This is a genomic window from Pelagivirga sediminicola, assembly GCF_003072125.1.
GTDB classification, from domain to species: domain Bacteria; phylum Pseudomonadota; class Alphaproteobacteria; order Rhodobacterales; family Rhodobacteraceae; genus Roseovarius; species Roseovarius sediminicola.
In genome coordinates, this window is the sequence record NZ_QCYH01000011.1 from 73,493 (window position 1) to 96,035 (window position 22,543).

At 67.9% G+C, this 22,543-nt stretch carries 19 protein-coding genes and 1 pseudogene; 8 read left to right on the top strand and 12 right to left on the bottom strand.

Translation table 11 applies throughout. The annotated features are described in order from the left end of the window. From DC366_RS15620 to DC366_RS15635, 4 genes are all read right to left on the bottom strand, one after another. Positions 1-888, bottom strand: a complete 888-nt coding sequence (locus DC366_RS15620; RefSeq protein ID WP_108693155.1) for an ABC transporter permease — start codon at positions 886-888, stop codon at positions 1-3. A gap of 1 nt (position 889) precedes the next feature. Further along, a complete protein-coding gene (locus DC366_RS15625; RefSeq protein WP_108693173.1) occupies positions 890-1,831 on the bottom strand; it encodes an ABC transporter permease in 942 nt (313 codons plus the stop codon). 94 nt (positions 1,832-1,925) lie between these two features. Next, positions 1,926-3,536: an ABC transporter substrate-binding protein gene (locus DC366_RS15630; protein WP_108693174.1), complete on the bottom strand. Its 1,611-nt coding sequence runs from the start codon at positions 3,534-3,536 to the stop codon at positions 1,926-1,928. 61 nt (positions 3,537-3,597) lie between these two features. After that, positions 3,598-5,124, bottom strand: coding sequence for a M81 family metallopeptidase (locus DC366_RS15635; RefSeq protein ID WP_108693156.1), 1,527 nt, complete (start codon positions 5,122-5,124; stop codon positions 3,598-3,600). 129 nt (positions 5,125-5,253) lie between these two features. On the opposite strand from DC366_RS15635, the gene DC366_RS15640 reads away from it, so the two are divergent. Beyond that, positions 5,254-6,063 carry an IclR family transcriptional regulator gene (locus tag DC366_RS15640; RefSeq protein WP_108693157.1) on the top strand — a complete coding sequence of 270 codons (810 nt, stop codon included), beginning with the start codon at positions 5,254-5,256 and terminating at the stop codon, positions 6,061-6,063. A 7-nt stretch (positions 6,064-6,070) separates the two neighbouring features. Here the strand turns inward: DC366_RS15640 and DC366_RS15645 are convergent, their stop codons facing one another. The 3 genes from DC366_RS15645 to DC366_RS15655 are packed head-to-tail and all read right to left on the bottom strand — an operon-like array spanning position 6,071 to position 8,144. Further along, positions 6,071-6,871, bottom strand: a complete 801-nt coding sequence (locus DC366_RS15645) for a metal ABC transporter permease (protein WP_108693175.1) — start codon at positions 6,869-6,871, stop codon at positions 6,071-6,073. After that, positions 6,871-7,629 carry an ATP-binding cassette domain-containing protein gene (locus DC366_RS15650; protein WP_108693158.1) on the bottom strand — a complete coding sequence of 253 codons (759 nt, stop codon included), beginning with the start codon at positions 7,627-7,629 and terminating at the stop codon, positions 6,871-6,873. The genes DC366_RS15645 and DC366_RS15650 overlap by 1 nt, the downstream gene beginning before the upstream one ends. Then, a complete protein-coding gene (locus tag DC366_RS15655; protein WP_108693159.1) occupies positions 7,626-8,144 on the bottom strand; it encodes a helix-turn-helix domain-containing protein in 519 nt (172 codons plus the stop codon). The genes DC366_RS15650 and DC366_RS15655 overlap by 4 nt, the downstream gene beginning before the upstream one ends. A gap of 55 nt (positions 8,145-8,199) precedes the next feature. Here DC366_RS15655 and DC366_RS15660 point away from each other — a divergent pair, with 55 nt between their 5' ends. After that, on the top strand, positions 8,200-9,111 hold the full coding sequence (locus tag DC366_RS15660) for a zinc ABC transporter substrate-binding protein (RefSeq protein ID WP_108693160.1): 912 nt from the start codon (positions 8,200-8,202) through the stop codon (positions 9,109-9,111). Positions 9,112-9,126: 15 nt separating this feature from the next. Here DC366_RS15660 and DC366_RS15665 read toward each other — a convergent pair whose 3' ends face one another. Next, the gene (locus tag DC366_RS15665) at positions 9,127-11,178 is read right to left on the bottom strand and encodes a TonB-dependent receptor domain-containing protein (RefSeq protein WP_108693176.1); all 2,052 of its coding nucleotides are present in this window, start codon (positions 11,176-11,178) and stop codon (positions 9,127-9,129) included. A 203-nt stretch (positions 11,179-11,381) separates the two neighbouring features. Here DC366_RS15665 and DC366_RS15670 point away from each other — a divergent pair, with 203 nt between their 5' ends. Genes DC366_RS15670 through hmuQ form a run of 6 tightly spaced genes read left to right on the top strand, consistent with a single transcriptional unit; the run spans position 11,382 to position 16,245 of the window. Beyond that, a complete protein-coding gene (locus DC366_RS15670) occupies positions 11,382-12,434 on the top strand; it encodes a hemin-degrading factor (protein ID WP_108693161.1) in 1,053 nt (350 codons plus the stop codon). Then, positions 12,431-13,294, top strand: a complete 864-nt coding sequence (locus tag DC366_RS15675) for a heme/hemin ABC transporter substrate-binding protein (RefSeq protein ID WP_207768738.1) — start codon at positions 12,431-12,433, stop codon at positions 13,292-13,294. Before DC366_RS15670 ends, DC366_RS15675 begins: the two co-directional genes overlap by 4 nt. 3 nt (positions 13,295-13,297) lie before the next feature. Continuing rightward, positions 13,298-14,365: a FecCD family ABC transporter permease gene (locus DC366_RS15680; RefSeq protein WP_439331665.1), complete on the top strand. Its 1,068-nt coding sequence runs from the start codon at positions 13,298-13,300 to the stop codon at positions 14,363-14,365. Beyond that, a complete protein-coding gene (locus DC366_RS15685; protein ID WP_108693163.1) occupies positions 14,362-15,144 on the top strand; it encodes a heme ABC transporter ATP-binding protein in 783 nt (260 codons plus the stop codon). The genes DC366_RS15680 and DC366_RS15685 overlap by 4 nt, the downstream gene beginning before the upstream one ends. Before the next feature lie 12 nt (positions 15,145-15,156). Then, entirely contained in the window at positions 15,157-15,906 is a 750-nt protein-coding gene (locus tag DC366_RS15690) for a ChaN family lipoprotein (RefSeq protein ID WP_108693164.1), read from the top strand. A 12-nt stretch (positions 15,907-15,918) separates the two neighbouring features. Then, the gene (hmuQ, locus tag DC366_RS15695; RefSeq protein ID WP_108693165.1) at positions 15,919-16,245 is read left to right on the top strand and encodes a heme-degrading protein HmuQ; all 327 of its coding nucleotides are present in this window, start codon (positions 15,919-15,921) and stop codon (positions 16,243-16,245) included. A gap of 94 nt (positions 16,246-16,339) precedes the next feature. On the opposite strand, the gene DC366_RS15700 is transcribed toward hmuQ, so the two are convergent. The 4 genes and pseudogenes from DC366_RS15700 to DC366_RS19965 all read right to left on the bottom strand — a co-directional run. Then, positions 16,340-19,441 carry an efflux RND transporter permease subunit gene (locus DC366_RS15700; protein ID WP_108693166.1) on the bottom strand — a complete coding sequence of 1,034 codons (3,102 nt, stop codon included), beginning with the start codon at positions 19,439-19,441 and terminating at the stop codon, positions 16,340-16,342. 46 nt (positions 19,442-19,487) lie between these two features. Then, positions 19,488-20,780 carry an efflux RND transporter periplasmic adaptor subunit gene (locus DC366_RS15705; protein WP_243405165.1) on the bottom strand — a complete coding sequence of 431 codons (1,293 nt, stop codon included), beginning with the start codon at positions 20,778-20,780 and terminating at the stop codon, positions 19,488-19,490. Between the two features lie 204 nt (positions 20,781-20,984). After that, a complete protein-coding gene (locus DC366_RS15710) occupies positions 20,985-21,551 on the bottom strand; it encodes a PqiC family protein (protein WP_108693167.1) in 567 nt (188 codons plus the stop codon). 4 nt (positions 21,552-21,555) lie between these two features. Beyond that, a pseudogene (locus tag DC366_RS19965) lies at positions 21,556-22,543 on the bottom strand (paraquat-inducible protein B); the annotation flags it as partial.

Consider the following 22,543-nt stretch of genomic DNA (forward strand, 5'->3'; position numbering starts at 1 on the left):
TCAGCCCTCCCGTTTCTTCAGGCGCGGATCCAGCATGTCGCGCGCGGTGTCGCCCAGAAGGTTGATCGCCAGAATGCACAAGGACAGCAGCAGTCCGGGCCAGAAGATCAGCCCCGGCTTGATCTGGAAATAGGTGCGCCCCTCGGCCATGATGTTGCCCCATGTCGGGATCTCGGTGGACACGCCCGCGCCAAGGAAGGACAGGATCGCCTCCAGCAGGATCGCCGAGGCGCAGATATAGGTGCCCTGCACGATCAGCGGCGCGAAGGTGTTGGGCATCAGGTGCCGCAGCAGGATCTTCGGCATCGACGATCCCAGCGCGATCGCCGCCTCCACATAAGGCTCCTCCCGCGCCGACAGCACGACCGACCGCACCAGCCGCACGACGCGCGGGATCTCGGGGATCGTGATCGCCATGATGACCGAGGTCAGGCTGGGCCCGTTCAGCGCCACCAGCGCGATCGCCAGCAGGATCGCCGGCATCGCCATCAGGCTGTCCATGATGCGCATGATGATGCTGTCGGCGATGCGGAAGAACCCCGCGACCAGCCCGATCAGCAGCCCGATGATGACACTCACCAGCGCCGCGCCCACACCGATCAGCAGCGATATGCGCCCGCCGGTCATCACCCGGCTGAACGTGTCGCGCCCGAACTGGTCGGTGCCCAGCAGGAAATCATCCGTCGGCGGGCTGAGCCGCGCGGATGAATTCATCTTGAGCGGATCGAACGGCACGTAAAGCGGCGCCAGGATCGAGGCCAGCACGATGGCGATCAAAAGCGCCGCGGCGATCATCGGACCGATCCCGATCCGCGCCCCCGCGGGCAGCGAGAACACGCCGGTGAGCACTTGAAAGGCGCTGTGCCGTGATTGAGGTGCGTCTGTCATGTCAGTACCGGATCCTTGGATCGAAGAAGGAATATGAGATATCCACGAGGAGGTTGACGAAAACATAGATGCCCGCCGTCAGCAGGATCATCGCCTGGATCACCGGATAATCGCGCGCCAGGATCGCATCGACCGTCAGCCGCCCGATACCGGGGATGTTGAACACGCTTTCCGTCACCACCACGCCCGAAATCAGCAGCGCAAAGCCGGTGCCGATGATCGTCAGGATCGGCACCGCGGCGTTGCGCAGCGCATGGCGGAACAGCAGGGTGTTTTCGCGCACGCCCTTGGCGCGGGCGGTGCGGATGTAATCCTCGCCCAGCACCTCCAGCATGGAGGCGCGCGTCATCCGCGCGATCAGCGCGATATAGATCGTCGCCAGCGTCAGCGACGGCAGGATCGCCCGGCTGAAGAACGCGCCCAGCCCCTCGGACGGGTCCTTATAACCCTGCACCGGCACCCAGCGCAGGTCGATCGCAAAGATCTGGATCAGGATATAGCCGATCACGAAGACCGGGACCGAAAAGCCCAGCACCGAAAACGCCATCACCAGAAAATCCACCCAGGTGCGGTGGCGCCATGCGGCGATCACGCCCATCGGCACGGCCAGCGCGACCGAGATCACGATGGTCATCAGCGCAATGTTGATCGTCGGCCCCAGCCGCGAGGCGACCATGCCGGAAACGGGCGTGTTGGACAAAAGCGACGTGCCCATGTCCCCGCGCAAAAGCTGCCCGATCCAGGTAAAGAACTGAACCAGCAGCGGATCATTCAGGCCCAGCCGGTCGCGGATGCGCTCGATCTGCGCGGGCGTCGCGGCATCGCCGGCCAGAATCGCGGCGGGATCGCCCGGCGTCAGGCGCAAAAGAAGAAACACGAAGATAGCAACGATCACCATCACGGGAATTGTGGCCAGCACGCGCTTCAGGATGTAGACGAACATGCTCTGAGGGTCCTTGTTGTTGATCGCGGCAAGGGGCGCGCGGGCGCGCAGGAGGGACAGGGAGCGCGCCACCCGCGCGCTCCCTGCTGATGGATCACTCCATCTTTTTCGTCACGTTCCAGAACACCGGGACCGGCGAGGGCAGGATATTCTCGATCGCGGTCCGGCGCGCCTGCGGCGTGATGTATTCGCCCAGCATGATGTAGTTCACGTTGTCCATGACATGCTTCTGGATCTCGACCGCCACTTCCTTGCGGGTGGCATCGTCGGTGGCGGCGATGAAATCGGCGCGCAGCTCTTCGATCTTGGGATCGTCGGGCCATCCGAACCATGCATCATCGCCGCGGCCGTTCACCATGACGTTGATCAGCGGATCGGAAATCTCCGGCACCATCCAGTTGGTAAAGAAGATGTGCCAGCCGCCTTCGTCCACCGGGCCCTGGTTGGGGCGACGCTGCACGACCGATTGCCAGTCCATCGACTGCATGTCGACGGTAAAGCCCGCCTCGCGCAGCGCCTGCGCCGCGACGACCGGCTGATTGACCAGCGTGACCACATCGGTCGGCGCCATCAGCACGATGGGCGTGCCGTCATACCCGGCCTCTTCCAGCAGGGCCTTGGCCTTCTCGATATTGGCACCGCCCGTCAGCAGCTCGGAATCCGCCTCGTCGCCCAGGGGTGTCGAGCAGCCGAAGATCGCGCCGCAGACGTTGTAGTATTCCTCGCTGCCCTGCATCGTCTCCAGCACGGATTTCTGGTCCAGCGCGGCCATCGCGGCCTGACGCACCAGCTTGTTGTCGAATGGGGGCTGCATGTGGTTCGGGCGCCCGATGGTGACATAGCCCAGCTTGTCGCGCGTCTCGACCACGACGTCGGGATTGGATTCCATCAGCGGAATCAGGTCCATCTGCGACATCTCGATATAGTCGATCTCGCCCGCGCCAAGCGCGTTCACCGCCGTCACCGCGTCCGGCATCGCCGTCCAGATCACCTTGTCGACATTGACCACCTTGCCGCCGGCCATCCACGAGGCAGGCTCGTCGCGCGGGACGTATTCGTCGAACTTCTCATAGGTCACCGAAACGCCCGGCTCGTATTCGTCCGTGTTGAACACGAACGGGCCCGAGCCGATATATTCCGTGATCGTCTCATCGGGCGAGGTCGCGGCAATGCGCGCGGGCATGATGAAGGGCGGCACCGCCGATTGCTTGGAAATGACGTCCAGCATCGGGCCGAACGGCTCGGACAGGGTCCAGACGATCGTCTTGTCATCCGTGGCCTCAAGGCTCTCGGTGACGTCAAAGATCAGCTGGCCGCCCGAATCCCGATCGCCCCAGCGCTTGAGCGAGGCAACCACGTCCTCGCCGGTCACCGGCGCGCCGTCATGAAAGGTCAGCCCGTCGCGCAGCGTGAAGGTATAGACCAGATTGTCGTCCGAGATTTCCCAGTCGGCCATCTGCGGCTGCGGCGTGAACGTGTCGTCAACTGCCGTCAGCACGTCATAGACCATGTAGCCATGATCGCGCGTGATATGCGCCGTGGTGATGATCGGGTCCAGCACGCGCAGCGGCGAGTGCATCACCGCGGTGATGACGTTTTCCTTTTCCTGCGCGCTCATCGCGCCCGGCACCAGCATGGCGGTCCCCGCCAGCAGCGCGGCGGCAAGCCCGCTTGGGTTCTTCGTCAGGTTTCTCAAACTTAGCATGTCTTTCTCTCTCCCTTGTTGGTCTGGTTTGTTCTTCGTGCCATGCGGCACCGCCGCGGCGTCAGGCCCCGGCGCGCTGCCTTGAAGGCTCCGCGTCAAAGGCGAGGCCATTCGGAAACAGCCGCAGCCCCTGCCGCAGCCGCGTGAACGGCAGGTCCGCCGGGCTCAGCGGCATCGGCCCCGGCGCGCAGGCCACGAGGATGGCGCGCGCGATGGGCGCGAAATCGGCCCGGAAATGAGTCGAGCTCTTGACGACGATCATGTCCTGATCTTCGGGCGAAATCCCGACAAAGCGGAACAGCTCGCGGTCGGCCATCTGCGCGATGCGGCTGCTGACCGCCACGCGCACGCCGCCGATCCGCAGGGCCGCAGACGGGCCCAGATCCATATGCGTGCCGCCGTAATACGGCCCCGTCGCGCGCAGTCTGCCATCCGACAGCCCCTCGACAACGGCCTCCACCTCGACCGGCGCATCGTAGGGCAGGCTGGGATGACTGCCGAGGGTAAAGCGCCCCGTCGCGCCCGCGCCCAAATCATGCGCCTTTCGCGCGGTGGCGGGATCCACGATCAGACCGATGGCCGCGTTCTGCGCGTCCGCCTCGATCAGCGCGCGCAGCATTCCCGTCGTTGCCGAAACGCCGCCCGCGCCGGGATTGTCCTGCGTATCGGCAATCACCACCGGCCCGCGCCCCGCCCCGGCGGCAAGGCGCCGCGCCTCGGCCACCGCATCCGCGGGGCCATAGCTGCGATTGTCGAACTCGGATTCCGCGGCCTCGTAAGCGGCGGCGATGCTACCGGCCGCGCGGTCCGCCGCCGCCTGCGTTTCGCCGTAAGCGATGGCCACCGGCCCGCAATCGGGAATGTCCGCCGCCGGAAACCCCATGAAGAGCGAGACGGACAGCACGTCGCCCCCCTCCGCCGCCGCAAGCCCGGCATAAAGCGCGCGGCCCGGCGCCGTGTCCGTGGACTGAAACGGGATCGGCACCAGATAGGACATCCGGCGATATGCCTTGGCGGGGCGCGTCCCGCTTTGCATGATCCGGTGGAGCAGCCGCGCGGCGGCCGCGCCCGTATCGGCCATGTCGACATGCGGATAGGTGCGAAACCCGACCAGCGCATCGACGGTCTCCACGAACTCGGCCGAGATGTTGCCATGCAGATCCAGCGCCGCGACAATCGGAACCTCCGGCCCCACGACTTCGCGCACGCGCCGCGCGATCTCGCCCTCGCCATCGTCGATATGTTCGGCCACCATCGCGCCGTGCAGGTCCAGGAAAACGCCGTCCAGCGGCCCGGCCTCGGCGATGCGCGTCACGATCTCGCCCGCAATCGTCTCGAACGCGTCCCGCGTCACATGCGCCGACGGGATCGCGCCGGCCCACAGCGTCGGAACGATGTCCCAGCCCTCGGCCTGCGCCGCCTTGAGCGCGCCGCAAATGCCCAGATTGACCTCGCGCGCCGCCTCGATCAGGGCGCTGCCGCGCGTCATCGGGATGTATCCACCGCCCAGATGGAACGCGTCCAACCCCGCCCTGTCAGGAGCGAAGGTATTGGTTTCGTGCAAAAATCCCGCAAGCGCGACCTTCATTCCCACCCCAATTTTACCGCGTCATTCCGCGACGACACCGTGTTTTCGAAATTGCATCGACAGGCGATACAGTTATATTGAAAATCAGCTTAGGTCGCGGATTACGGATTCGTCAATAGAGAGAATTTCATGATGCAGTCTCATCGCGTCTCCCCGCCGACGGAACGCAATCTACAACCAGAGGACGATCCGCAATTCGTCAGGTCCGCCGCGCGGGCCATGCATGTGCTCAGCGCCTTCCACCTTGCCCCCGGCCCGCTCAGCCTGTCGCAGATCGCCGCGCGCGCGGGCATCGACCGCTCGGCCGCGCAGCGTCTGGTGCATACGCTGGGCAAGCTGGGCTATATCCGCCGCAGCGCCGATGACCGCGGATATCTGCCCGCGGCGCGGCTGCTGGATCACACGCTGGATCTGCTGCGGCTGGACCCGGTGGTGCAAAAGGCGACGCCGGTCCTGCTGGAGCTGCGCAAGACCATCCGCGAGCGGGTGGATTTCAGCCTGTTCGACGAAACCCGCCTGATCTACGCGCTGCGCATGCAAAGCAAACGCGAGACGTTCTATGCAACCCTCGTCGGCCACAGCGTGCCGCTGGACAGCACCGCCGGGGGCCGCGCCGTGCTGTCAGCCCTGCCCGAGGCCGAGGCCCGCGGCATCCTCACCGCGGCCCCGCTGGACAGATACACCGCGCATACCGAAACCGACCCGGACAAGGTGCTGGCCCATGTGCGGCAGGCCCGCATCGACGGCTACGCGGTCGTGGTCGAGGAATTCGCCCAAGGCGAGGTCGCGCTCGGCGTGGCGATCGTGGGCCATGACGGCCGGCCCCTCGGCGCGGTCCATGTGGGCGCGTCGCTGTCCGAATGGACGCCCGAGGATTTCATCCAGGCCGCCGCCCCCGTCGCGACCGAAGCGGCGCGCGCGATCAACTCCAGCCTCTGACGCGCGGTCAGGCGCCCGCACCCGCGCGCAGACCGCGCAGAACGCTCGTGCCCAGAAACGCGACCGCGGCGGCGCAGACGATCGATGGCCCGGCGGGCGTGTCCAGCGCATAGGCCGCGCGCAGCCCCGCGATCACCGAAAGCGCGCCGATCAGCGCCGCGATCAGCGCCATCTGTTCGGGCGTGCGCGACAGCGGGCGCGCGGCGGCGGCGGGGATGATCAGCATCGCCGCGATCAGCAGCGCGCCCACCACCTTGATCGCCACGGCCACGGTGATCGCCAGCGCCAGCGTCAGGACCAGCTGCTCGCGCCGCGGATCGATGCCGCCGGCATGGGCCAGCTCCTCGCTCAGCGTGGCGGTCAGCAGCGCCGACCAGCGCCAGCCGATCAGCCCGACCACCACCGCCGCGCCGCCCCAGATCACCGCCAGATCGCCGCGCGACACCGCCAGGATATCGCCGAACAGATAGGCCATCAGGTCGATCCGTATGCCCGACAGGAACGACACCGCCACCAGCCCGAAGGCCAGCGCCGAATGCGCCAGAACGCCCAGAAGCGTGTCCATCGCATAGCCCCGCCCGCTCAGGCCCGTCACGGTCAGCGCCATGGCCAGCGCCACCGCCACCGCCCCGGCAAAGATCGAGATCTGCAGCGCCAGCGCCAGCGCCACGCCCAGAATCGCGGCATGCGCCGTGGCATCGCCGAAATAGGCCATGCGCCGCCAGACGACGAAACTGCCCAATGGCGCGGCGGCGCAGGCAACGCCGATCCCGGCCAGCGTCGCGCGCATCATGAAATCGTCCAGCATCATTCGGCCGCCTCCGTGTCACCGTGGGAATGGGCATGATCGCAGCCCCCGTCATGCGCATGGTCATGCTCGTGACGATAAAGCGCCAGCGCACCCCCCGTGCCGGTGCCGAACAGCGCCCGGTATTCGGGCGCCGCCGACACGATCTCGGGCGCGCCTTCGCAGCAGACATGCCCGTTCAGGCAGATCACCCGGTCCGACGCGCTCATCACCACGTGCAATTCGTGGCTGATCATCAGCACGGCGCAGCCGGTGTCGCGGCGCACCTCCTCGATCTGGCGATAGAACGCGGCCGAGCCGGGCTGGTCCAGCCCCTGCGTCGCCTCGTCCAGCAGCAGCAGTTCGGGATCGCCCATCAGCGCGCGCGCCAGCAGGACGCGCTGCGTCTGCCCGCCCGACAGCGACGACATCTGCCGCGCGGACAGGTCCGGCACGCCCGCCCGCTCCAGCGCCCGCGCGCCCGCCTCGCGCGGCGCGCCGCCGGGCAGGCGCAGGAACCGCGCAACCGTGATCGGCAGCGTCGGGTCGATATGCAGCTTTTGGGGCACATACCCGATCCGCAGGCCCGGCCGCCGGATGATGCGCCCCGATGCGGGCCGCACCGCGCCGATCAGCGCGCGCAGCAGTGTTGTCTTGCCGGACCCGTTGGGCCCGACGATGGTGACGATCTCGCCCGGCTCGACGGCCAGCGACACGTCGCGCAGCACCGCGCCCGCACCATATCCCGCGCTGATGTTCTCGACCGTGATCAGGCTCATGCGCCCGCCTGCCCTGCGCAGGCCGGGCAGAGGCCCACGGCCTCGACCATCGTCCGCTCGATCTGAAACCCGGCTGAGCGCGCCGCCTCGCCCAGGGCGCCGCGCGCCGGGGTGGCTTGCGCCTCGGCCACCGAATCGCAGCCGCGGCAGATCATGAAGGCGGGCGAATGGCGGGCGCCCGGATGGGCGCAGGCGACAAAGGCGTTCAGCCGCTCGATCTTGTGCGCAAAGCCGTGGGTGACCAGAAATTCCAGCGCCCGGTAGGCCACAGGCGGCTGCGCGCCAAAGCCCGCCGCATGCAGCCGGTCCAGCATCTCGTAGGCGCCAAGCGCGCGGTGTTCCTGCAGCAGGATCTCCAGCGCCTTGCGCCGCACGGGGGTAAAGCGCAGGGCGTTCTCGGCGCAATGCGCCTCGGCCGCGGCGACGGCGGCGGTGATGCAACCGGCATGGTCGTGCCGCTCGAACCCGACGGGATCGGGGCGGGCGGCGTGTGATGCGAGGCGACGGCTTGTCATGTTATTACATATCCTGTATTCGGCCCGAACGTTATACAATCACATTGAGCCTCCCATGTCCAGAAACCTCCTCGCCCTGCCCCTCGCCGCCACGCTTCTGGCCGGACCGGCGCTTGCCGATGTGCCGGCCGTGGCCGCCGACATCGCGCCGGTCCATTCGCTCGTCGCGCGCGTGATGGCAGGGATCGGCGCGCCCGCGCTGATCGTCGCCCCCGGCGCCAGCCCGCATGAATACAGCCTGCGCCCCTCCGAGGCGACCGCACTTCAGCAGGCCGATGTGGTGTTCTGGACCGGCCCCGATCTGACCCCGTGGATGGAGGGCGCGATCGGGTCGCTGGCCACCGGCGCGGCGGTGGTCCCGCTGATGGAGGCGCCCGGCACCGCCACGCTCGACATGCGCGAGGGCGCAGTTTTCGAGCCGCACGCGCATGACGATCACGCCGGGCATCACGGCCACGCGCAGGATCCCCATGCGTGGCTGTCGCCGGATAACGGCGCGGCGTGGCTGGATGCCATCGCCGCCACGCTTGGCGCGGCCGATCCCGAAAACGCGGGGGCCTATCGTGCCAATGCCGCCGCCGGGCGCGCCGAGCTGGCGGCGCTCAAGGCCGAAATCGACGGCATCCTTCGGCCCGTGCGCGGCGGCAGCTTCATCGTGTTCCACGACGCCTACCAGTATTTCGAGCGTGCCTTCGACATGCCCGCATCCGGCGCGATCTCGGTCTCCAGCGCGGCCGATCCCAGCCCCGCGCGCATCGCCGACATCCAGCGCCGCGTGCGCGAGCGGAACGCCCGTTGCGTCCTATCCGAGCCGCAGTTCAACCCCGGCATCATCGCCTCCGTCATGGACGGCTCGGACGCGCGCAGCGGCGTGCTGGACCCGCTAGGCGCGTCGCTAGAGCCGGGGCCGGAGCTTTATCCGCAGATGCTGCGCGACATGGCCGCCGCGCTGGCGGCCTGCCTTTGACGGACCGCCCGCAGCTCAGAACGTCTTGGTGACGGACAGCTTGAACGTGCGCCCCGGCGCCTGCCGCGTGGGCGAGGACAGATGCCCGACATAGGCGTCGTCCAGAACATTCTCGACCCCGAACCGCACCGCCGTGCCGTCCAGCCATCCCGCCGCCGGGCGCCACGTGGCGCGCAGGTTGTGCAGTGTGCTGTCCGGCAGGTCCGCACCCAGCGCATCGCGCCGCTCCACCGCGTGCACCACCTCCCAGCTGAGGTCCAGATCATCGCCCCACCGCTTGCCCAGCGTCAGCTGGACCCGGTCCGCCGGACTGTTGCGCCATGTCGCGCTGGTGCCGTCCGGGTTGTATTCATCCGCCCCGCCGACATGCCCGGCCAGATCCGCATAGAACCCGCCCAGCGTGCCGTATGACGCCTCCAGCTCGAACCCTTCGGATTTCACGCGGTCCAGATCGACACCCATCGAGCCCGCGACCGTATAGCTGGTGATGTCCCACAGCTTGGTCTGATAGAAATTGCCCCGCAGCGTCAGACTGTCGCCCGCCGCGAACACGTCCTCGCCGGTATATTCGGCCCCGATCTCCAGCGTCTGGGATTTCTCGGGCATGCCGATGCGCCGCTGCGCCGTGGCGCCCGCGCCCAGATCGTCGATGATCGGCAGCCCCTCGGTATAGGCCGCGCTGCCAAAGACCGACAGGCCATTGCCCAGATCATAGGCCAGCGCCAAACCGCCCATCAGCGCGTCATTGTCATAGCGGCCCGGCACCCCGGCCAGCGGGACCGAGCTTTCGATCCGCGAATGTTCATATCGCAGCGCGGGCGTGACCGTGAACTGCCCGATCGTCATCTCGTCCACGACAAAGGCCGCAAGCCGCCGGTCCTCGCCCCCCGGCGAGCTGGGCGCATCCAGCCGCTTCTTGCGGATCACCTCGACACCGGCCAGCATGTCGTGCTGCACCGTGCCGGTGCTGAACAGCGCGCGGTTGGACACGGTCAGCTTGGTCGTCTCATAGCGGTTGTCGCCGCAGATCACGCCAAGGAACGGATCGGCGCAGAAATCCTCCTTGCTCTGCCCGCCCTGCAAGGGCGAGCTTCCGTCGATGTAATCCACGTCGATCTGCTGATCGGCATAGCTGAGATTGGCGCGCAGATCGATCAGGTCGCTGGCCGGATCATAGCGGTATTCCAGCACCGCCTGACTGGTATCCGTGCGCCGGTCCACCCGGCCAAAGCTGCCCCCGGTCGTCTCGAACTGGTCATAGGGCACGTCCTTGTCATCGGCCACCGTCTCGGAATAGCTGAGGCTCAGCGACTGCGCATTATCCTCGCCGAAGGTGAGCTTGCCCTTGGCCAGCCATGATGGCGTGCGGAACGACGAATTGCCGATCTTCGTGCCGTCCCCGGCGGTCAGATCCCCCTGATCGCGCAAGGTGTAGTTCAGCAGGAATTCCACCCGCTCGGCCGGCATCCACGCAAGGTTGGTCGAGCTCGCCCAGCCATCGCCGTTGCTGCTGTATTCCAGCGTTTGCGAGCCGCCGAACCCCGGCACGCCGCCGGTGAAATCGGACGCGTCCTTGGTCTCCAGCTTGACGACACCGCCGACAATGCCGGACCCGTAGGCGAAACTGCCGATGGTCCCGCGCAGCACCTCGACCTGCCGATACAGCAGCGGGTCGGTGAACAGCTGCGTGCCGATGCGATAGAGCTCTTCCGAGCCGACGCTGGCGCCGTCGATCTGCACCGCGATCTTCTGGTCGGTGCCATAGGTGGTGTTGGCGCCAAAGCCCCGGATGTTGATGCCCGACCCCTGCGGCGTCGTGCCGTTGACCAGCGTGACACCCGGCACCGAATCGATCAGCTGCGCGACGGTGCTGGCCTGCCGGTCCTTGATCTCCTCCTCGCCCACGACGGTGCGCGCCAGCGCGGTGCCATAGCTCAGATCGCGCTTGCCGGCGGTCAGGACCAGCGTTCCCAGGTATCCGGGCGCGTTGATGTCCTGCGCCCCGGCCGGGGCGGTAATCGACAGACAGGCAAGCGCGGCGGTGCCGCGCAACAGGGGGTTTGACATATGCGCCATCCTTCATGCGTCTTTGGACCGAGGCTTGCGGAGGGCTGGCGCGGTTATTTTTGTGAAACTGCGACAAAGCGTATCGCAATGGGTTGCAGCCTTACCCGTCCCCGACTAAAACAGTCAAGTACTTTGCGACAGCCACGCACCGAACATGTCGGGCGCAGCCATCGGACCCTTATCACCCCTCCGAGGATGCTCCCATGACTGACCGCCCTACCCCCACGCCTGCCGAAATCCGCGCCTTCGAGGCCGAAAACCCCAAGCTGCGCGCGCGCGACGCGGCAGACAAGATGGGCATTGCCGAGGCGCAGCTGGTCGCCGCCCGCACCGGGCAAGGCGCCACGCGAATCGCCGCCCACCCCGACCGGATCGTTCCCGCCGCCGAACGTCTGGGCGAGGTCATGGCGCTGACCCGCGTCGATGCCTGCGTGCATGAAAAGGTGGGCGAATATGGCAATTACCACCCCGGCGAGCATGCCGCGATGACCCTGACCGAGGAGATTGACCTGCGCATCTTCCCCTCGCAATGGGTCCACGCCTACGCGGTCGAGGCGGCGTCCGACACCGGCCCGCGTCGGTCGCTCCAGATCTTCGACGCGGCGGGCGACGCGGTGCACAAGATCCACCTGCGCGAGACGTCGAACCATGACGCATGGCCCGCCATCGTCGCCGAACTGGCGCTGGACGATCAGTCCGAGGGTCAGGACGTGGCGCCGCGCAAACCCGCTGAGGCCGCGAAATCGCGCCCCGACAAGGTGGACATCCTGCGCGACGAATGGACGCGGCTGACCGACACGCACCAGTTTCTGCGCCTCTGCTCCAAGCTCAAGATGAACCGCCTCGGCGCCTACCGCATCGCCGGCGCGCCCTTCGTGCGCCAACTGGCCCCAGCCGCCGCCGATGACATGCTGCAAGCGGTGCAGGCCGCCGGGATCGAGGTGATGATCTTCGTCGGCAATCGCGGCTGCATCCAGATCCACAACGGCCCCATCGGGCAGCTGCGCCCCATGGGCCCGTGGCAGAACGTGATGGACCCGCGTTTCAACCTGCACCTGCGGCTGGACAAGGTGGCCGAGATCTGGGCCGTCGACAAACCCACGCAGCGCGGCCCCGCCGTGTCGGTCGAGGCGTTCGACGCCGAGGGCGGGCTGATCTTCCAGGTCTTCGGCCTTGGCAAGGAGGGGCGCGATTCCCGCGCCGCCTGGGGCGCCATCGTCGACAAGCTGCCCGCGCTCGAAGAGGTGCCGGCGTGACGCCGCTGCGCCGGGGCACTGCCCTTCTCGCCACGCTCTGCGCGCTTCTCGGCGCGCCCGCCTCCCATGCGCAGCAAGAGGCGGACGTGCTGTCCATCGGCGGCTCGGTGACGGAAATCATCGTGGCGTTGGGCCAGCAGCACCGCATCCTTGCGCGCGATGCCACGTCCAGCTATCCGCCCGGCATCACCGACCTGCCCAGCGTCGGCTACATGCGCGCCCTCTCGCCCGAAGGTGTGCTGTCGGTCGCGCCGTCGCTGATCCTGTCCGAAGAGGGCGCAGGCCCGCCCGAGGCGATCGACGTGGTCCGCAGCGCGGATGTCGAATTCGTCGAGGTGCCGGGCGCGCTGTCCACGGATGGCATCCTGCAAAAGATCGCCGTTGTCGGGGATGCGCTCGGCGTGCCGGGCCGCGCGAATGCGCTGTCCGCGCAGGTCGAGGCGGACATGCAAAAGGCGCTGGCCGATGCAGGCCGCCCCGAGGAGACCAAGAAACGCGTGATGTTCGTGATGTCCGCGCAAGGCGGCAGGGTCATGGCCAGCGGCGCGGGCACCGTGGCCGATGCGATGATCACCATGGCCGGCGGCGTCAACGCGATCACGGATTTCGAGGGCTTCCGCCAGATCACCGACGAGGCGGTCGGCGTTGCCGCACCCGACGTCATCCTGATGATGGCCCGCAGCGGCGCGCCCTACACCGCCGACGAAGACCTTCTGGCCTTGCCCGCGATCCGCCTGACCCCGGCGGGGCAAAGCCGCGCGATCGTGCGCATGGACGGGCTGCTGATGCTCGGCTTCGGCCCGCGCACCGCCGAGGCCGTGCGCCAGCTGAACGGCGCGCTTTATGCCGGCCAAGGCTGACCCGTGGCCAGCATGACCGATATCGCCGCCGCCCCGCGCAGCAGGCTGGCCCGCGCCCGCGCGCTGCACTGGCTGCTGGGCGCCGCGCTTTTGCTGGCCTCCGCCGCCAGCCTTCAGGTGGGCGCGGCCAATGTCACGCTGACCGCGCTGCTGGCCAAGCTGGCCGACGGCGAGGCGCTGACGCAGATGGAGCGTGTCGTGCTCTGGGACATCCGCCTGCCGCGCCTCGCCATGGGCGCGCTGGTCGGCGCCGCGCTGGCCGTGTCCGGCGCCGCGATGCAGGGGCTGTTCCGCAACCCGCTGGCCGATCCCGGCATCGTCGGTGTCGGCGCGGGCGCCGGTCTGGGCGCGATCCTCGCCATCGTTCTGGGGGGCCTCTTGCCCGCATGGGCCGCCGCGCTGACCGGCAATCAGCTGGTCCCCTTCGCTGCGTTCCTCGGCGGCTGGGGCTCCACGATCCTGCTCTATCGCGTCTCCACCAGCCACGGGCGCACATCCGTCGCCACCATGCTGCTGGCCGGAATCGCGCTGGGGGCGCTGGCGGGCGCGCTGTCGGGCATCCTTGTCTATGTCGCCGACGATCAGCAGCTGCGCGATCTGACCTTCTGGGGCCTCGGCTCGCTCGCGGGCGCCAGCTGGACCAAGGTGCTGGCCGCCGGCCCGATGATCCTGCTGGCCATCGGTGCCGCGCTGATGCTGGGGCGCGGCCTGAACGGGCTGGCCCTGGGCGAGGCGACGGCGGCGCATATCGGCATCGACGTGCAGCGCCTGAAATCCATCGCCATCCTTGCCGTCGCCGCCGCCACCGGCGCCGCCGTGGCAGTATCGGGCGGCATCGGCTTTGTCGGGATCGTCGTGCCGCACCTTCTGCGCCTTGCCTCCGGCCCCGATCACCGCACGCTCCTGCTCAATTCCGCACTGCTGGGCGCCACCCTGCTGATCCTTGCCGACGTCATCGCCCGCACAATCATCGCCCCTGCCGAACTGCCCATCGGCATCGTCACCGCGGTCCTTGGCGCGCCGGTCTTCCTGTGGATCCTGCTCAAACGCCGCGGTCTGGTCGAGCTATGAGCCTCATCGCCGAAGATATCCGCGTCCATTATGGCAAGCGCGAGGCGCTCACCGGCGTCAGCCTGACCGCCACGGCGGGCGAGCTGACCGCCATCGTCGGCCCCAACGGCTCCGGCAAATCCACGCTGCTGGGGGCGATCACCGCCTCCCTGCCCTATCGCGGCCGCGTCACGCTGAACGGCCGCGACATCGCCGCCCTCAAGCCGTGGCAACTGGCCGCCGAGCGCGCCGTCCTGCCGCAGGCGTCCCGGCTCGCCTTCCCCTTCACCGTCGCCGAGGTGGTGCAGCTGGGCCTGCAGGCCGGCACCGCGGGCGACCAGCCGGACGTGCCGATGCGCGCGCTGGCCCGCGTCGGGCTGAGCCATTACGCGGACCGCAGCTTTCAGGAGCTTTCGGGCGGCGAGGCGCAGCGCGTCATGCTGGCCCGCGTGCTGGCGCAGGTCTGGGCCCCTGTCGAGCACGGCACGCCCCGCTGGCTGCTGCTGGACGAGCCTGTCTCCAGCCTCGACATTGCGCACCAGTTGCAGGTGATGCAGATTGCGCGTGATTTCGCCCGCGCGGGGGGCGGCGTGATTGCGGTGATGCATGATCTGAACCTGACCGCGCTATATGCTGATAAGGTGGCGGTGCTGGCAGGCGGTCAACGCCTTGCCTTCGGCACGCCCGCAGAGGTGCTGACCGACGCCGTCCTGTCGCGCGCCTATGGCTGCGCCTTGCGCGTCTCGGCCGCGCCGCCGCCCGGCGTGCCGTTCATTTTGCCCCATGCCGCCACCGCGTGAAAGGATCACCCGATGCGCATCGCTGCCCTGCTGACCCTCCTCGCCCTGCCCGCGCTGGCCCAACCGCCTGCCGATATCGTCATTCTCGGCGAGGTCCACGACAATCCCGACGCCCATCTGGGACAGGCCGAGGCGCTGGCAGCCTTGCAACCCACCGCCGTGGTGTTCGAAATGCTCACCGCCGGCGAAGCCGCGCGCGCCGACGCCGACCGCACCCTGATCGAGGACGCGTGGGAGGCGAGCGGCTGGCGCGATTTCCCCCTCTACGCGCCGATCTTCGACGCGCTGGGGGACGCGCGCATCATCGGCGCCGCCGCCCCGCGCGACGCGGTCCGCGCGGTCTATGGCGATGGCCCCGCCGCCCTGTTTGGCGAGGACGCCGCGCGCTACGGGCTGGACAAACCGCTGGACGCCGCACAGCAAACGCAGCGCGAGGCGCAGCAATTCGATGCCCATTGCCAGGCCATGCCGCTTGAGACGATGGGCGGCATGGTCGCCGTGCAACGCTACCGCGACGCCGTCTTTGCCCGCGCGGCGCTGGAGGCGCTGGAGGCCTACGGCCCCCCCGTCGCCGTGATCGCCGGCAACGGCCACGCGCGCACCGACTGGGGCATCCCGGCAATGATCGCCCGCGCCGCCCCCGAGGTCACGACCCACGCCATCGGCTTTGTCGAGGCGCGGGCGGACACCCCCTTCGATGACATCCGCGTCGTTCCCCCTGCCGAGCGGGACGATCCATGCGCATCCCTGACCAACAACTAAGGAGACCATAAGATGTATCTTGCCATGAACCGCTTTACCGTCCCGCTGGAGAACGCCGCCGAATTCGAGGAATTGTGGCTGAACCGTCAAAGCCGCCTGCAGGACATGGACGGCTTCCAATCCTTCCACATGCTCAAGGGCGCCGAGGAGGATGGCCGCATCCTTTATGCCTCGCACACCGTCTGGCAGAGCGAAGAGCATTTCCGCGCCTGGACCACCAGCGACGAATTCCGCGCCTCGCACGCCCGCGCGGGCCAGACCCGCAAGCTGCACGAGGGCGCGCCGCGCTTCGAGGGGTTCCGCACGATCCAGCAGATCGGCGCCGCCGAGCCTGCCTGAGCGCAGCCCCCGGGCGCCTTGCCCCAAATCACCGGCATGGCGCGCGGCGCGCCCGCCATGCCGCACTGTTTCACTGCGGCGGGGGGGCCGCGCGTCAGCCTTCCTTGCGCTGGGTCATCCGCGCGATCACCGCAAAGAACACCGGCACGAAGAGCACGCCCAGAACCGTCGCCGTGATCGTCCCCGACAGAACGCCCGTGCCGATGGCCGTCCGCCCGCCCGACCCGGCCCCGGTGCTCAGCACCAAGGGCGTGACCCCCAGCGAAAACGCCATCGAGGTCATCAGGATGGGGCGGAAACGCTGCCGCGCGGCATCGACGGCGGCCTCGAATATGCTCTCGCCCGCCTCGCGTTTGTCGCGCGCGAATTCGACGATCAGGATCGCGTTCTTGCCGGTCAGGCCGATGACCACCAAGAGACCCACCTGAAAGAAGACGCCGTTTTCGAACCCGCCCAGCCACGCGCCACCCAGCGCGCCCAGAACGCCGATGGGCATGGCCAGCATCACCGCGAACGGGATCGACCACGATTCGTAGAGCGCCGCCAGCGCAAGGAAAATCGCCGCCAGCGACAGCGCATAAAGCAGCGGCGCCTGCGCCCCCGATTCCTGCTCTTCCAGCGACAGGCCCGTCAGCGAGATCTGAAACCCCGGCGGCAGTTGCCCGGCCAGACGTTCCAGCTCGGCAATCGCCTCGCCGGTGGACACGCCCGCCGCGGGCGAGCCCTGGATCTGCATCGACGGCACGCCGTTATAGCGGTTCACGCCCTGCGGCCCCTGCGTCCAGTTGGCGGTGACGAAATTCGAGAACGGCACCAGCCCGCCATTGGCATTGCGCACGCGCCATTTCTCGATATCTGACGGGGTGCTGCGCGCCTCGGCCTCGCCCTGGACGTAGACGCGCTTGATGCGGCCCTCATCCACGAAATCGTTGACATATTGCCCCGCCCACGCGGTGCTCAGCAGGTTGCCCACATCGGTTGCCGCCACGCCCATCGCCCCGGCCCGGCGCCAGTCGATATCCAGCGCGAACTGCGCCGCATCCTCCAGCCCGCTGGGCCGCGCGCTCTCGATCAGGGGGCTTTGGGCGGCCATGCCCAGCATCTGGTTGCGCGCCTGAAGCAACTGTTCGTGGTTCTGCCCGCCCCGCGCCTGCACGTAGAAATCAAAGCCCGACACGTTGCCCAGCTCGATCACCGAGGGCGGCACGATGGGGAACACCATCGCGCCCCGGATCTGGCTGAACGCGCCAAAGGCCCGGCCCGCCAGCGCCTGAACGCTCAGGTCGGCATCCTCGCGCTTGGACCAGTCCTTGAGCCGCACAAAGGCGATCGCCTGGTTCTGGCCCTGCCCGCTGAAGCTGAACCCGACGACGCCGAAGACGGATTCGACCAGGTCATCCTCCTGCGTCATGTAATAATTCTCGACCTGCTTCAGCACATCCAGCGTCTGCTCGGCCGTGGTGCCGGTCGGACCCTGGATCAGCGTGAACATGATCCCCTGATCCTCCTCGGGCAGGAACCCTTCGGGCGTGCGCATGAACAGCAGCACCATCGCCGCGACGATCCCCAGATAGATGACGCCCAGCCGCACGGGCCGTTTCACCATCCAGCCCACCGTGCCCGCATAGCCGCCCAGAAGCCCCTCGAACCCGCGGTTGAACAGGCCAAAGGGCCCCGTCTGCTTGGGCTCGCTGTGCTTGGCTTTCAGCATCGTCGCGCACAGCGCGGGCGTCAGCGTCAGCGCCACCAGCACCGACAGCGCCATCGCCGAGATGATCGTGACCGAGAACTGCTGATAGATCACGCCGGTCGAGCCGGGAAAGAACGCCATCGGCACGAACACCGCCGACAGGACCACCCCGATCCCGATCAGCGCGCCGGTGATCTGGTCCATCGACTTGCGCGTCGCCTCCTTGGGCGACAGACCCTCCTGCTCCATGATCCGCTCGACGTTCTCGACCACGACGATGGCGTCATCCACCAGCAGACCGATGGCCAGAACCATCGCCAGCATCGTCAGCGTATTGATCGAAAAACCCATCAGCGACAGCACCGCGAAGGTGCCCATCAGGACCACCGGCACCGCCAGCGTCGGGATCAACGTCGCGCGGAAATTCTGCAGGAACAGATACATCACCAGGAACACCAGCACGATCGCCTCGACCAGCGTCTTGACCACTTCCTTGATCGAAATCTCGACAAAGGGCGTCGTGTCATAGGGGATCACGTATTTCACACCCTCGGGAAAGAACTGCGCCAGCTCGTCCACCCGGCTCTTGACCGCCTCGGACGTGTCCAGCGCGTTGGCACCGGGCGCCAGGCTGATCGCCATGCCCGTCGCCGCCTGCTGGTTGAAGCGCGAGATCGTGCCGTAATTCTCGGCCCCGATCTCGACCCGCGCCACGTCGTTGATCAACACAAGGCCGCCATCGGTTTCCGCGCGGATCACGATCTGGCGGAAATCCTCGGGCGTGGTCAGCAGCGATTGCGCGGTGATCGTCGCGTTCAGAACCTGACCGTCCACCGCCGGGCGCGAGCCGAACTCGCCGGCCGAGATCTGCGCGTTCTGCGCGCGCACCGCGTTGACCACATCCTGCGGCGTCAGCTCGAACGCGGCCAGCTTGGAGGGGTCCAGCCAGATCCGCATCGCGTATTTCGCACCGAACACCTGCACGTTGCCGACACCTTCGACGCGGCTCAGCTCGTTCGTCATGTTGGTTTCCAGGTAATCGCCCAGATCGGTCGCATCCAGCGTGCCCGACTCGGAAATCAGCGCCACCACCATCAGGAAGCCCGAGGAGGATTTGCGCACCGTCACGCCCTGCCGCTGGACCGGCTCGGGCAGCAGCGCGGTGGCCTGCGCCAGCTTGTTCTGGACCTGAACCTGCGCGATGTCGGGGTCGGTCCCCGTCTCGAAGGTCAGCGTGATGCTGGCGCCGCCCGCACTGGTCGAGGAGGACGAGATATAGCGCAGCCCGTCCAGCCCCGTCATCTGCTGCTCGATCACCTGCGTGACGGTGTTGGCCACCGTATCGGCACTGGCGCCGGGATAGGAGGCGTTGATCGAAACCGTCGGCGGCGCGATTTCGGGATATTGCGCGACGGGCAGCGTGATGATCGACAGCACGCCGATACCCATGATGAAGATCGAGATGACCCAGGCGAAAATCGGGCGGTCGATGAAAAAACGGGCCATGCTGCGGGCGCTCCGGTCAGGTCGGGATCAGTCGGGGATTCAGGGTCTATTCTGCGGTTTCTTCACTGGACTCGCCGTCTGGCACAACGGCAGAGGGCGGATCCTGCGCATCATCCGTGGCAGGCGCGGTCGCCTCCTCGGCAGCTGCGGCCGGCTCTTCCTCAGCCGGCTTCTGGGCTTGCTCCGTGGCCGCCTCCTCGGGGGCGCCCTCTTCCTCGGCCTGCCGCTCCTCGGGGCTGACCTTGGCACCGGGCGAGGCCGATTGCAGGCCCTCCACCACCACGCGGTCGCCATCCTCCAGCCCGTCGGTCACCACCCAGAACTGATCCAGATCCTGCTGCACCGTCAGAACGCGCTGCTCGACCATGTCTTCGGCGCCCACGACCATCGCCGTCGGCTGGCCGCGCCGGTTGCGCGCAACGCCTTCCTGCGGCACCAGAAACGCGCCCTTGGCGGTGCCGCTGGGCATCTCGGCCTGCACATACATGCCCGGCAACAGCAGCTTGTCCGGGTTGGCAAAGGTGATGCGCAGCACCACCACACCCGTCAGCGGATCGACCACAGGCTCGGCCGCCGTCAGCGTGCCGGACTGCTCGAACACAGTCCCGTCGGCCAGCTTCAGCGTGACCTCCTGCGGGATATCCTCGATCGCCTCGTTCTGGTTGCGGCGGCGGAACGCCAGAATCTCGGCCGCCGATTGCGTGACGTCCACATAGACCGGGTCGATGTTGCGCACCGTCGCCAGCGGGCTTTGCTGGCTGGCCGTGACCAGCGCGCCGGGGCTGACCATCGAGCGGCCGATCTCGCCGGACAGGCGCGCGGTGATCTCGGTGCGCTCCTGCTCGATCCGGGCCGAGCGCAACTTGGCCTCGGCGGCCTGCAGGCTGGCAACGGCGCTGTCGCGCTCGGCGATGGCACTGTCCAGCGACTGCTCGCTCACCACGTTGCGGCTTGACAGGGTCTCCAGCCGCTCGGCCTCGCGGCGGCTGGCCTTGACCTGCGCTTCGGCCTGCGCGACGGCGGCCTCGGCCTGCGCGACGGCAGCGTCATAGCTGCTCGGGTCGATCCGGTAGAGCACATCGCCCGCCTCGACGCGCCCGCCCTCGTCGAACAGCCGCTCAAGGATGATGCCGGCCACCTGCGGGCGCACCTCGGCCTCGGCCGACGCGACGACGCGGCCCGGCAGCGTGGTGGTCAGATGCACATCCTGCGGCGCGACCGTCACCACCGTCACGGCGGGCGGCGGGCGGTCCCCCTGCTGCGCGGCAGCGGGCAAGGCCACCAGAATCGACGCGGACACAAGCGCCATCAGACGCGCAGGATTTGGGATGTGGATCATGTGCATTGGGTCCAGATGTGTGACGTACAGGATGACCGGTCGGACAATAGCCCAAACAGCCAAGGTAACAAGGGACGGCAAACCGCCCGCGTGGCCGCGTCCGGTGCAAATAGGCAAAATCGCGATGGGGGGCAAGCCCGGCGCCCCTGCCCTGCCCCGGCGGCACCCGCCGGGACATGGCAAAGTCGGCGTCCGCGCCTCGGATCAGCGCAGGCCCTTGGCGGCAATCTCGCCCGCCAGTTGGCGCATGACGGCGCCGCGCGCGGCGGCAATGTCCTGCGCGCTGAAGGTGCCGCCGATGGGCGCCGCCAGCGAAAAGAAGTTCGCCCGGTCGCGGCCATTCTCCGGCGCCACGAAATACTGTCCCGACAGGCGGAACGTGCCATCGGCATGGGCCAGCATCTCCTCGATGCGCAGCTCGACCTCGGCCTGCGCGCGCTCCAGGAACGGCCAGGGCTCGCTCGCCACGCGCGCGCCGGTGATCTGCGCCAGATAGCGCGTCAGCTCCAGCGTGATCGCGCGCGCCGGCTCATCCGCCCACAGCAGACCCGCACCAGGGCTGATGACCCCGTCCGCGCCGGAGATATAGATATCTTCGGAGGCCGCATAGGTCGGCAGGGACACTTCGCGCAGCGCAACCGAGCTATAGGCGATCCGCTGGCTCTGGCCTGCATCGGCGCGCGGCACGGCCACACGCGCGTCCGGCGTGCCGCCGCAGGCCGACAGCGCCAGCGCTGCGGTGATAAGGGCGAGTGGGGCTGATTTCATCATGGCGTCACTTTCCTGTGAGGAGAGAATTTGGGTTGCGCTCGATCGCCCGCGCCAGCGACGTGACCGCCTGCGCCGCACGCTGCACCTCGCGCAGCGCATCGCGCGCGTCGCGGCCAAGGCCGGTATTGGCCTGATAGCCCTCGATCGTCGTGCCGGCCTGCCCCAGCACGATACGCGCCTGGTCAATCAGGCGCGGCAGGTCGGCGCTGGCCCCGGCCACCGCGTCGGCGGCGTTGCTGGCCGAGTTCAGCGTATTCTTCGCCGTCTCGACGACACCCGCCTCGCGCAGCTGGTTCAGGACCGCGCTCAGCTCGGTCAGCGCGCCGTTCAGGCTGGCGGGCAACCGGCGCGTGCTTTGCTGGTTCAGATAGCTGTCGACGGTGGTCAGCAGCTCCGTCACCTGATCGGCCATCTTGTCGATGGCGACCTCTTCGATATTGGCCGCCACACCCTCGATCCGGGCGACCAGATCGGGCACGCCCTCGACCGCGCTGTTGACGCTCTTGGCGGCCTCGGCGGCATCGTCCAGCGCCTTGCCCAGACGCGCGGCCAGTTCCTGGCTGTTGAACCCGTCGATCAGCGTCTCAAGCTGCTCGATCGCCCCGCTCAACTGCCCCGGCAGCGCCTTGACATCGTCCGAGGTGATCACCCCGCGCGCGTCGGCCAGCAGCCCGTTGAGGTTTTCGGGCGCGTTGCGCACCCCCTCGCTGGTGATCAGCGCATTGATGTTGCCCAGCAGCGCGATCGCCTGGTTCATCACCTCCTCGACCGGCAGGTTGTTGATCCGCTGGAACACGCCCTCGGCGGTGGCGGACACATCGGCGATATCGCTCTCGGCGGTCGGAATCCGCGCACCCTTCTCGCCCATCGGCTCCATCTCGGCGGGGGGCGCGTCGTCGATCTCGACCAGCTCGACCTTCAGACCCCCCGTCAGGATCGACGTCGTCGCCAGCCGCGCGCGCAAGCCCTCCTTGACCCGCGCGCTGAGAAAC

Coding starts and splice junctions, on each gene's coding strand:
- DC366_RS15620 (WP_108693155.1), bottom strand. CDS start 888: ATGACAGACGCACCTCAATCACGGCACAGCGCCTTTCAAGTGCTCACC.
- DC366_RS15625 (WP_108693173.1), bottom strand. CDS start 1,831: ATGTTCGTCTACATCCTGAAGCGCGTGCTGGCCACAATTCCCGTGATG.
- DC366_RS15630 (WP_108693174.1), bottom strand. CDS start 3,536: ATGCTAAGTTTGAGAAACCTGACGAAGAACCCAAGCGGGCTTGCCGCC.
- DC366_RS15635 (WP_108693156.1), bottom strand. CDS start 5,124: ATGAAGGTCGCGCTTGCGGGATTTTTGCACGAAACCAATACCTTCGCT.
- DC366_RS15640 (WP_108693157.1), top strand. CDS start 5,254: ATGATGCAGTCTCATCGCGTCTCCCCGCCGACGGAACGCAATCTACAA.
- DC366_RS15645 (WP_108693175.1), bottom strand. CDS start 6,871: ATGCTGGACGATTTCATGATGCGCGCGACGCTGGCCGGGATCGGCGTT.
- DC366_RS15650 (WP_108693158.1), bottom strand. CDS start 7,629: ATGAGCCTGATCACGGTCGAGAACATCAGCGCGGGATATGGTGCGGGC.
- DC366_RS15655 (WP_108693159.1), bottom strand. CDS start 8,144: ATGACAAGCCGTCGCCTCGCATCACACGCCGCCCGCCCCGATCCCGTC.
- DC366_RS15660 (WP_108693160.1), top strand. CDS start 8,200: ATGTCCAGAAACCTCCTCGCCCTGCCCCTCGCCGCCACGCTTCTGGCC.
- DC366_RS15665 (WP_108693176.1), bottom strand. CDS start 11,178: ATGTCAAACCCCCTGTTGCGCGGCACCGCCGCGCTTGCCTGTCTGTCG.
- DC366_RS15670 (WP_108693161.1), top strand. CDS start 11,382: ATGACTGACCGCCCTACCCCCACGCCTGCCGAAATCCGCGCCTTCGAG.
- DC366_RS15685 (WP_108693163.1), top strand. CDS start 14,362: ATGAGCCTCATCGCCGAAGATATCCGCGTCCATTATGGCAAGCGCGAG.
- DC366_RS15690 (WP_108693164.1), top strand. CDS start 15,157: ATGCGCATCGCTGCCCTGCTGACCCTCCTCGCCCTGCCCGCGCTGGCC.
- hmuQ (WP_108693165.1), top strand. CDS start 15,919: ATGTATCTTGCCATGAACCGCTTTACCGTCCCGCTGGAGAACGCCGCC.
- DC366_RS15700 (WP_108693166.1), bottom strand. CDS start 19,441: ATGGCCCGTTTTTTCATCGACCGCCCGATTTTCGCCTGGGTCATCTCG.
- DC366_RS15705 (WP_243405165.1), bottom strand. CDS start 20,780: ATGATCCACATCCCAAATCCTGCGCGTCTGATGGCGCTTGTGTCCGCG.
- DC366_RS15710 (WP_108693167.1), bottom strand. CDS start 21,551: ATGATGAAATCAGCCCCACTCGCCCTTATCACCGCAGCGCTGGCGCTG.